Annotated in this window: 8 protein-coding genes; 7 read left to right on the top strand and 1 reads right to left on the bottom strand. The window is 43.3% G+C overall.

Annotated elements, in window-relative coordinates; translation table 11 throughout:
- Positions 1–517 precede the first annotated feature (517 nt).
- Together AC5RDS_RS00425 and AC5RDS_RS00420 are read left to right on the top strand one after the other, a co-directional pair.
- Complete coding sequence (locus tag AC5RDS_RS00425; RefSeq protein WP_013611829.1) at positions 518–778, top strand: DUF6582 domain-containing protein; 261 nt, start codon at positions 518–520, stop codon at positions 776–778.
- Entirely contained in the window at positions 775–1,824 is a 1,050-nt protein-coding gene (locus AC5RDS_RS00420) for an AI-2E family transporter (protein WP_013611828.1), read from the top strand. Before AC5RDS_RS00425 ends, AC5RDS_RS00420 begins: the two co-directional genes overlap by 4 nt.
- Before the next feature lie 243 nt (positions 1,825–2,067).
- On the opposite strand, the gene AC5RDS_RS00415 is transcribed toward AC5RDS_RS00420, so the two are convergent.
- Entirely contained in the window at positions 2,068–2,655 is a 588-nt protein-coding gene (locus AC5RDS_RS00415; protein ID WP_229041831.1) for an RNA polymerase sigma factor, read from the bottom strand.
- 226 nt (positions 2,656–2,881) lie between these two features.
- On the opposite strand from AC5RDS_RS00415, the gene AC5RDS_RS00410 reads away from it, so the two are divergent.
- The 5 genes from AC5RDS_RS00410 (at position 2,882) to AC5RDS_RS00390 (ending at position 11,360) form a co-directional block, all read left to right on the top strand.
- Positions 2,882–4,057: a FecR domain-containing protein gene (locus tag AC5RDS_RS00410; protein WP_013611825.1), complete on the top strand. Its 1,176-nt coding sequence runs from the start codon at positions 2,882–2,884 to the stop codon at positions 4,055–4,057.
- A gap of 192 nt (positions 4,058–4,249) precedes the next feature.
- Positions 4,250–7,483 carry a SusC/RagA family TonB-linked outer membrane protein gene (locus AC5RDS_RS00405; RefSeq protein WP_228026168.1) on the top strand — a complete coding sequence of 1,078 codons (3,234 nt, stop codon included), beginning with the start codon at positions 4,250–4,252 and terminating at the stop codon, positions 7,481–7,483.
- A 17-nt stretch (positions 7,484–7,500) separates the two neighbouring features.
- Entirely contained in the window at positions 7,501–8,961 is a 1,461-nt protein-coding gene (locus tag AC5RDS_RS00400) for a RagB/SusD family nutrient uptake outer membrane protein (protein ID WP_013611823.1), read from the top strand.
- 6 nt (positions 8,962–8,967) lie between these two features.
- The gene (locus AC5RDS_RS00395) at positions 8,968–9,765 is read left to right on the top strand and encodes a DUF4843 domain-containing protein (protein WP_195457895.1); all 798 of its coding nucleotides are present in this window, start codon (positions 8,968–8,970) and stop codon (positions 9,763–9,765) included.
- 14 nt (positions 9,766–9,779) lie between these two features.
- On the top strand, positions 9,780–11,360 hold the full coding sequence (locus AC5RDS_RS00390) for a PKD-like family lipoprotein (protein WP_013611821.1): 1,581 nt from the start codon (positions 9,780–9,782) through the stop codon (positions 11,358–11,360).
- Positions 11,361–11,369 lie beyond the last annotated feature (9 nt).

The raw sequence follows: 11,369 nt of genomic DNA, 5'->3' as shown, positions 1-11,369 counted from the left end.
TTACCTTTATTCCCCAATTACACAACTTTTTTTGAAATATTTTAATGATTTATGCCACAAAACATATTTTAATAGAAATTTTGGTGCGGTTGCCCTGGTTATAAAGTCTATATAGTTTAAAAATGAGAATAATTCATATTTTTGTACTTCATGTTTTTAAATAGGAAAAACAGCTGATTCATTAGTAAATGTTTATAAAGTCGATGGACTTTATGAACTAATTAACCGTAACAAGCTGCGCTGACGATATTTTCCGGTAAAATCAGAAAACGATCGGCCTCTCTTCGTGCTTGATAAGTGTCGGATCACGATCTTCCTGATCGGTGAAATCCTTCAGCTTCTCAATTGTGATGGGGTACATCTGCGACGGTAAAAAAAGTGCTCGCAGGTTCCTGCAATTCGATAACTTTCTAAACTCATCGAACGTACAATTTGAAAGTTGCAACGGTCAGGTTTATTTTCTGAATACCTGTGTGTCTTGCAACCTTAGAACCTCTGTAATTGAAAAAAGTTTGCTATGAAAGGACAGATTGCCGATAAACTGAACACAGAAGAACGATGCGAATTGAAAGACGAAGATTTCGGTATTCCCGAAACCCGCGAATTTCCAATGCCCGATGCGCCGCATGTCCGGGCAGCTGAAGCCTATTTCAGGTATGCTCCTGAAGATAAAAAAGAAGAGCTGGCACGCCGGATCTTGATGAAAGCCCGGAAATTCGGAGTAAATATTCAAAGTCCGACTATTCTCGAATGGGACCAAGAGAAAAGTGGAAGATGAGTACAAAAGAACAGTATTGGAAGTATTCCCTCATTACCATTATCCTGGTGATGGGAGTGGTGATCTTTTTCAAGGCTACTCCTTTTTTAGGCGGACTGCTGGGGGCAGCGACCATCTATATTCTGCTTCGCAATCAGATGCTCTATCTGATAGAAAAGAAACATATGAAAAAAAGCCTGATGGCTACCCTCATGTTAATCGAGACTATTCTGATTTTTCTGATTCCGATATCTCTGGTCGTCTGGCTTTTAATCAGTAAATTGCAGGCGATCAATCTCGATCCTAAAAGTTTGATGGAGCCCATCGGGCATGTTTCTAAGCTTGTTCAGGAAAAGACCGGATACGATGTTTTGAGTAAAGGGAATATCGGTGCTTTATTATCGGTACTGCCTAAAGTCGGCCAAATCTTGATGGGGAGTATCAGTAACTTTATTATCAACGTATTGGTATTGATATTGGTGTTATATTTTATGTTGGTGGGCGGACGGAAAATGGAGGACTATATTATCGATATTTTACCTTTTAACCAGAGGAATAAGCGGGATGTACTGCACGAATTTCATATGGTGGTAAAATCCAATGCTATCGGAGTACCTTTATTAGCCATCATTCAAGGGGGAATTGCCATGTTGGGGTATTATATTTTCGGTGCACCTGAAGTGATTCTGTGGGGAGTCGTGTCCTGTTTCGCTACGGTTATCCCGGTGATCGGCGTGGCTATCGTATGGATTCCGTTGGCTCTGTACATCGGAGCTACCGGACATTGGTGGACGGCTTTGGGTTTATCGGTCTATTGTATTGTAATCGTAGCGAATGTCGATAATCTGATCCGTTCGGTTTTGCAGCGGAAAATGGCGGATACACATCCTTTGATTACCATTTTCGGGGTGGTTATCGGCTTATCCTTATTTGGTTTTATGGGGATTATTTTCGGACCTTTGTTGCTTTCTATCTTTGTCTTATGTGTTCAGATTTTTAAGGCCGAATATCTCGAAGAGCCTCAAGGTCAGAAACGTTTGACCGGTCGTACCGGAGGCCGGACTTAGTCTGCCGCTAAATACTTTTGACTAATTATGTTGACTTTTGGGAACGTACACCCCTTGTATTATAAAATGTAATCTGAAAAATCAGTGTGTTACGACTAAATGAAAGCACAAGTGCAAATTCTTTTTTGTTCCTCCTATTTTTCTCACACCTTTCTTGTTTTTTCATTCGATCGAAAAACTAAAAATCGCCTGTTTTTTTCGGTCAAAATGGCTATATCTACTCCGATAGGGTAGGCTGGCTTCTCATTCAATAAAGCTTTCCTTTTCCTTCCTTTGTATACCTACTTTTTTTATTAAAACAATAATAAGGAATAGATCCACTCGCTCGGCAAAGCGTTCCCGAAGGTGCCGCATACCGTTCTTTAACAACGTCTTCACTGTATTTATAGATATACCCAGATAGTCTGCAACCTCCTGATATTTCATCTCCCGAAAAAATACGCTCTGAATAATCTCCCGGGTCTGTTCAGGCATTTCCTCTATTGCAGTCCCCACTTCTTGGATCAACGTGTCATTCCACATCATCATTTCCTCCTCTGCGACATCCTCCCGGAACAAATCTAAGCGGTCTCGCAACACATCTTTCTTTTTCAGCCGGTTCAGACAGTTATTTTTTACCGATCGGAACAGGTAAGTCTTCGTTACCTCATTCTGGATTTTCTGGTATGTATCGTCTTTCCAGAAATTGATAAACACTTCCTGAATCGCATCCTCCGCTTCTTCCTCCGAGACCAAAAAACTAAGAGCATACAGGTACATCGGTTTCGAGTATTCTTTATAAATATGCTCGAATCTTTCCTTTTTTCCTGCTCTATTTTTCGTTTTTTCCATCTTTGATCGCCACATCGCAGACAAAATTACAAATTTATTTGGGTATTTATATACATCTTTATTCCAAATTCCAGTGGTAGGATTAGCGGCGGGGCGATTTTGTATGAATCGGTTATGTGAGTCGAATACCATGTAAACCGGGTTTCAGTTATTTTCTGTGAAAAAAAATTTTTTTTGATTCACCCGATTTTCTTTTTTGTTTTCTATATATAAAAGATAGTGAATTATGGAAACATGGAATGAAACAGATGAGTGGGCTGACCGATATGTGCGGGGAGATCTTTCCGGAGAAGATCGGGTTGCACTGATAAAGTGGTTAGAGGCTTCGCCGGAACACCTCAGGCAGTTCCGAAAGATACTTCAAACGGAAATGCGGGTATCGGCTGCGGGAAAATGGCGGCGGTTAGACCGGACACAGGAACGGGTGTGGGAACGTATTACTCCGGCCCTTGTGAATCGTAAGGAACGGTTGTATTTGTGGGGGATGCGTATAGTGGCTATAATTATCGTTTTGATAGGAGTATTTTTTGCATGGCAAATCCGACAGGCGCCGACAGAAAAGTTTATTCCGGTTGCGGAAGTAGTAAAGATAGAGTCCGGTTCGCCGAAGGCCATTCTGGTGATGAATGCGGGGGAACCGATTGAATTGAAGGAGGGAGAAAGTCGCCAGGTAGCGGATGTCTTTGGAGTTAAGGTAATTCAGGATTCAACGGGTGGCTTGCGGTTTGAAGATAGAGAAGGAGCAGAAGAAGAAATAGGGAAAAGTTCGGTTATCGTACCTGAAAAAGGAGAGTATTTCGTCATATTGAGCGACGGTACGAAAGTCTGGATAAATTCGGATTCGGAATTGGAATTCCCGAATCGGTTCGGCGAGGATATCCGTGAAGTAAAATTAAAGGGAGAAGCCTATTTCGAGGTGACTTCTGATTCGCGGAAACCGTTTTACGTGTTGGCGGGAGAAACAAAAGTACACGTATTGGGAACGGCATTCAACGTGTCGGCTTATCGGGAAGACCGACAAACAGAGGTCGCTTTATTACGGGGAAAGGTGAGTTTTGATGTAAAGGATAAAGTTTATGTACTTGTTCCCGGGGAGATTGCGACTTTAAATCGGGAAAGTGGAGAAACGATTGTCCGGAAAGGCGATGTGGCGGCGATAGTGGATTGGAAGGCGGGACGATTTAACTTTGAAGACATGTCTTTGGAGGAGTTGACTGTGAAGTTGTCCCGTTGGTATGGAGTGACGTTTGTTTTTAGTGATGAAGCAGTCAAAAAATTGCGTTTCTCTGGTGCTATGACGAAGTATAGGACATTGGATTATGTGCTGGATATGATTTCTAAAACAACCGATGTGACATTTAGTTTGAAAGAAAACAGAGTGACAGTTTCTTCGAAGAAATAGACTCATGTGACAACAAATAAAAAATCCCGGATAGTGGTGACGCACGATCCGAGATAGGAGTTCGTTAACTAATATTAACTTATTTACAAAGGTATGAAAAAAAAGCGAATGAGGTGGCTCTTTGTACGTAATTTTGGGCTACGAAGATTTTTAAAGCTTATCAAGTTAAGCGTGTTTTTATTATTGGTTAGTATGCATCTGGCAGTCGCGGATGTAGGGGCTCAGGCTAAAATTACTATCGGGGCAGGAACTGTAACTTATTGGGAATTGTTTAATCAGATCAAGAAACAGACCGGTTTAACGGTGGTATATAGTAATAATGAACTGGATAAGCACAGGACTGTCGAGGCTGGATTTATAGAGTCGGATTTGAGAACCGTATTGGATAAAATTTTAACAGGGACTCGATTGACTTACGAGATTATGGATGAATTCATTGTGTTGAAAGTAGTTCCGGAAGAAAAAAAGAATGTCTTGAATATTGTCGGTCAGGTGACTGATAAGAATAAAGTGCCTCTTCCGGGGGTAACGGTAATTGTAAAGGGATCGAACTTAGGTACGGCAACGGACCAGGAGGGACGATACCGGTTAAATATACCGGAGATTAAAAATCTGTCTTTACTGTTTTCTTTCATCGGGATGAAAACCCGCGAAGTGGTGTATACGGGCAAAGATACGATAAACGTGGTCATGGAGGAGGAAGTGGCAGCCATGGATGAAGTGGTTGTGACAGGTATTTATGAAAGAAAAAGGAGCGATTTCACTGGATCTGCTTCTACGTTTACGGCTGAAAAATTGAAAGAAGTGGGAAACCAAAACATTCTGCAAAGTTTGAAAAGTCTTGATCCTGCATTTGCGATTGTCGAGAGTAATGAATGGGGCTCAGACCCCAACCGGTTGCCTGACATCGAAATCCGGGGCAAAACAAGCATCATCGGGATGAAAGAGGAATTGGAAGCCGATCCCAACCAACCGCTGTTCATTTTAGATGGTTTCGAAACTACCCTTCAGACGATTATAGATTTAGACATGGACCGGGTAGCTTCTATTACCATTCTGAAAGATGCCGCTTCAACGGCGATTTACGGTTCCAAAGCTGCGAACGGCGTAGTTGTGGTTGAAACGAAAACGCCGGCTCAGGGAAAATTGCGGGTAACCTATTCGGGTAATTTCAATTTTCAATTGCCGGATCTTTCCAGTTATAACCTGATGAATGCCCAAGAAAAAGTGGCGTTTGAGGAATACGCTGGCCGTTACAAAGTCAGTGCCTGGGGAGGGACTTTCGCAGGAGGAGAGCAACTCCAGCAACTGCATAACGACCACCTGCGTTCAGTTGCGCGTGGGGTGGATACTTACTGGTTATCGGAACCGTTGCAGATGGGTTTCAACCACCGTCACAACCTATATGCAGAGGGTGGGGATGAACACATGCGTTACGGTTTTGGTTTAAGTTATAATGGCGTGACCGGTGTGATGAAGGATTCGAAGAAAAATCTGTTCAGTGGTAATCTGGACTTGTTGTATCGTAAAGGAAAACTGCAATTCAGCAATAAACTGACGGTGAATCTTTCCAATTCAGGAGATCCCGTGGTAAATTTCTCTACTTATGCTGCCGCCAATCCCTATTATGAAAAACGGGTGGATGGCCAGGTGGAAAAATGGCTGGAGTATGTGGAAGATTACATAGAAGCTCCTAATCCCCTGTGGAATGCCAGCCTGAACAGCCGTTCGCTTAAGCGGTCGTTAGGTATTACGGATAATTTTGCGGTTGAATATAATCCGTTTCAATCTTTGAAATTGAGGGGGCGGATAGGGATAACCAGAACCACCTCGGAGACGGATGACTTCATTTCGCCGGAGGATACGCGGTTTGAAGATACCGAGGAACTGAAGAAAGGATCTTTGACCTATTCCAATACCAAAAGTTTTAACTATGATGGAGAATTTTCCGCTATTTACGGAACGATATTCGCCGAAAGACACCGGTTGAATGTGGTGGGTGGTGCCAGTTTCTCTAATTCACAGTCAGAAAGAAACGGATATTCGGTTATTGGTTTTCCCAAAGGTGCGTACGATACGCCTGCATTCGCCAACAGTTATCCGGAGAACGGCAAGGCCTCTTACGGCGACTCCCAGTCGCGGTCGATGAGCGTGTATTTCAACGGAGGTTATGCCTACAATAGCAAATACTTGATGGATGTGACCTGGCGTATGAACGGTTCTTCCGTGTTCGGGAGCAACCATCGTTATATGAACACCTGGTCATTCGGTTTGGCGTGGAACCTGCACAACGAATCTTTCATTGCCGATCATACCGATCTGTTTCAGATGCTCAAAATCCGGGCCTCTATCGGTAATCCGGGAAACCAAAGTTTTGCATCCTATCAAAGCATCACGACGTACAATTTCAACAACCGCCAGCGGAACTATTTCGAGCAGGCCATCAACCTGTACGCTTTGGGTAACCCTGATCTGAAATGGCAGGTGACTCTGGACAGGAATATCGGAGTGGATGTGACGCTACTTCAGAATAGGGTGTCCTTCACATTGGATTATTACGACAAAAATACCGATCCGGTACTGGCATCCATCAGCGTGCCTGCTTCTGTCGGTGTAACTACTGTATTGACCAATATCGGCGAACAGCGTTCGAATGGCTTTAACGGTTCGGTGACGGTGTCTCCCATCTATCGTCCGAGCGAAAGAATCATTTGGTCGTTGCGGTATAACTTCCGTACACAGAAGTCTAAATATGACAACATCGGCAATTCTTTGGACAAATTCAACGAGGAGGGGCAAAACACTAATCTGAAGCGTTATTATGATGGAGCCAGTCCCGATGATTTGTGGGCCGTACGTTCTGCCGGTATCGATCCCGCTACGGGACAGGAGATTTTCATCAAGAAAGACGGTTCGTATACATACGATTTCAGTTTTTCGGATGAGGTGAAAGTGGGAACAGATCGTCCGAAAATAGAGGGCGTTTTCGGTAGTTCGTTTACTTATAAGGGATTCAGCGTAAATTTCGATTTCAGATACCGGTGCGGCGGACAGATGTTTAACAGTTCGTTGTTCAACAAAGTGGAAAATATCACTTCTGCCGGATTGAACAATAATCAGGATAAACGGGCTTTTTATGACCGTTGGAAGAATCCGGGAGACCGTGCTAAATACAAAGCCATCAACCTGACCGGTTCGACACAGATGTCGTCTCGTTTTGTGGAGGACGACAATACCTTGACCCTGGAATCTTTCCGGGTGGGCTATGAGTTCGATTCGGCTGCGATAGCAAAGTTCGGATTAAAGGCTTTGCGAGTGAATGCTTACATGAACGATGTATTCAAAATCTCCTCCATTAAGACGGAACGGGGTACGGAATATCCGTTCGCGAGGTCTTTCTCATTATCCGTTTCCGCATCATTTTAACCATTAATCGAATTATCATGAAACATATATTCAAACAAACAAGTAGTATTGTCGTCGGACTGCTGATGTGTACGGCCTGCAACAACTGGTTAGACATCCAACCGTCGGACCGTATTGCAGAAGACCGGGTATTTTCTCAGGTCAGTGGATTCTGGGGGGCATTGAACGGGGTATATACCGAATTGCTCAGTTCCAATCTTTATGGTGGTTTCCTGACTGTACAAGGCGTGGAGGTCATGGCACAACGTTATAATGTATCGCAAAATCAGGAAACGTTTTACAATCTGTCGCAGTACGCCTTTACACAAGAGCAGGTAAAACTCCGGTTGGAGAGCTATTGGAACGAAGCATATAAGCAGATCCTTGAATGTAATAATATTTTGGAAAATGCCGAAGTGCGTCATGGTGAAGTATTGAATGACAAACAATATAATTTAATCAGAGCGGAAGCTTTGGCATTGAGAGGATTTCTGCATTTCGATTTGTTGAGGATGTTCGGGCCGCTACCCACCCAGCTTGATTCAAAAGCTATCCCTTACAAAGAAACGATTTCCGTGTCCGCTCCCGGTATGCTGACAGGCAACGAGGTGATCGAAAAAGTACTGACGGATTTGGCAGAAGCGGAAAGTATCTTGAAAAATTGGGATCCGGCAGTGAGTGAAGGGATGCTGATGGCTGTCAATGATGATGACCATGATAATGATGGGAACACTTACCGTTTTCGCGGATTAAGGCTCAATTATTATGCAGTGGTGGCTTTGAAAGCCAGGGTTTATCTTTGGGCCGGCAACAAGACAGAGGCATTGAAATATGCTAAAATGATTATAGAAAATCCGGAAGCGGAAACTTTATATCCGGCGGTAACACGGGCTGCAGCTACCGACTACTCCAATCCGGACCGTTCGTTTTCATCGGAAGTGTTGTTCTCTCTGTTGAATGAAAACAAGGAAGATTTGTACAACACCTATTTCAACTCCTCTAATGCGAGTTCTTCCAATAAACTGATACCGGCGGCTCAGCGAGTACAGAACCTGTTCGGCGATGATGCGTTGAGTGACTATCGGTATAATTGGTGGGAAGCTTCCAATGGCATAGGAGAAACGAATCTGCTGATGAATGTGCGGTTGCGTAAAATTGCAGACACCGACCTGGTATACGGTAAGCTGATGCCGTTGATTCGCGTGAGCGAGATGTATCTGATTGCTGCTGAATGTGCCACGGAAGAGCAGACACAATACGATTACCTGAACGCACACCGTCTGAGAAGGGGTAATCAGGTGCAGGTGACGACAGGATTAGAGGGCGAATTGGCCAAAGAATACTCCAAAGAGTTTCTGTGTGAAGGACAGTTATGGTTCTACTATAAGCGTACAAACACTGCAAAAATTCAATCGGGTTCCTCCAATACCAACATCACAATGAGTAATGCTAAGTATGTTCCGAATTTGCCGGATAGTGAAATCAAATATAGAAATTAGAGTATCATGAAAAAACTATTATTTATTATCATTGGTTATTCCTTGCTGCTCGCTGGCTGTGGGGAAAACGAAGCGATCTACTATGAAGGAGAGTCGGATAGCACTTCGGGAATTTATTTTGCTTATTATACAAGTACTATCCGTGAGGGGGCTTCGGTTATTTACAATTATAGCGATACCACTCGCGATAACTCCTTGGCCTCCGTGGTGGGAGAATATGCACAGGTGAGAATTCCTGTTCGATTGTTCGGGAACGTTTCGGAAGAGGATCGTCCTTTTGTCGTTAAAACGATAGGGGGAACCGTTGAAGAAGGGAAAGATTTCACCCTACCCGAAGAATTTATTATGCCTAAAGGCGAAGCATTGGCTTATGTAACGGTTAACGTCAAAAAAACAGAAGAACTGCAAGACGGAATTGTGCGTTACATCACCTTAGGACTGGAAGAAAACCAGTACTTTAAGGCATACATCAAGAAACGCATAGTAGGTAATGACACCATCGACGTGCAACGGATTACCATTCGCTATTCTTTGGTATTTGCAAAACCGTTTAGTTGGGATTTTTATAAAACAAATTGGGGTGAGTATTCCCATACTAAATTAAATTTTATACTATCCGTTATGGGATGGACGTATTCCCAGTTCTCACAGAAAAATTTCTATTACGTGTCTCCGTCGGTATGTGTGCTCACACGTATGGAATTGCAAAAAAGGGCTGATGAAGGTAATCCGGTACGGGAACTCGACGGTTCATTGATGCAATTGGGCTCAGATTATTTAGTTGATTATAGTGCATACGAATAAAAAAAGAAAGAATAATGAAACACAATGTTATATTACTGTTATGTCTCGTCCTCGGTCTGTTCTCTTGTTACGATGATAAGGGAAATTACGATTACAGGGAGATTGACGAACTGACCATTACCGGCATTCCGGAAGAGCTGATGTCTGCATTGTATAAATCGGAAAATCTGGTATTGTCACCGGCCGTGACCTCGAAATTTGATGGGGTGATTAACGCCGATGATCCCAATTATGAATTTTCTTATTATTACGATAGACCGGTAGGAGGTGATTTCCTGGAACCAAGGCTGTTGGATTCCAGTAGGGTGAAAGATCTGAATATTCTGGCAGAAATAGATCCCGGTAATTATACTGTCTGGTTCAAGGTGAAGGATTTGCGGACCAATATTGTCACTTCTGCTGAATTCAAACTGAGCGTGGTGACCTCCACGACCAAAGGGTGGGTCGTATTATGTGAGGAAGGCAGCGAACGTAAAGTCAGAATAGATATGATCGGTGAGGTTGGTGACCGGATTGCTGTTTCGAGAAATCTGCTGGACTTTTTACCGGAATCACATGGCGCTTGTCAGATCCTTTTGGAGAGTAATATGCTGTACACAGCTAATTCTCCTTATTTAAATTTATATACGGAAGATAATAGTTTTTGTATATGGTCTTATAACGGCAATTTCAACCGTAATTTTAATGACCCGAGAAGTACGGTATTTGCACGCTCCATAGATGACTTTATTGTGAGAGAGGAAAATAATTACAGCTATATAGTCATTACCGCAGATGGAGATGTTTATCAAAAAATGAGCAGTAGTTCGGCTTTATATGATGTGAAAATTAACGTAGACGAGCCGTTCGGGGAACCTAACTACAAAATGGCTCCCTTTATCGGTGTCGGATGGTCAAACGGTTACAACGGAATCCTGTACGATAAGACGAACCGGAGGTTTAAATACTTTTTGCAATATGCTGCGATTCCTAACGGAACAAAGTATTTATTCGATCCCAAAGAGCCCGAGACCGGTTCCAAACTTTTCGACTGGAACACGGGAAAGGACATGGTTTACATGGCAGGTACGAGACAGGGAGGCGGCAATCTGGTGTTCGCTTTGCTGAAAGATGCTGCGGGACAATATAGTATATATGGCATCACAGCAGGACAATATCAGGATTCGCCTGTGCAGAGCACCTACATGGATATAGATGCTGCCAAAGCGCCGGGATTGGCGAACGCAACCTGTTTCGCATTCCACCCCACTCTGCCGTTCCTGATATATAATAGCGGCAATGAAGTGTATTTATACGATATGTCCACTCGTTCGGCCCGGCGGGTTCTTATTCTGCCTGGCGAAAACAGCGTATCTATGCTTAAATTCAATAAGCTGCCGCGATTAGGCTTAGGACATAGTATTCATTATCCCGATGTTGCCATTGATTGTCAGTATCGTTTGGCGGTAGGCTCCGTTAATTCCGATGCGGAAGCCGGTAGCGAAGGAATTTTACGCTTCTATGATGTCCCTGAATTTGCCGGAGATTTAACGCAGTTCGGCGAGACGTATACCGGATTCGGTATCGTCAAAGATATCGCTTACAAAGCAAGATAAAAATGCCCG

Source organism: Odoribacter sp. (genome assembly GCF_985060555.1).
This window is presented reverse-complemented; position numbering and strand designations above follow the sequence as displayed.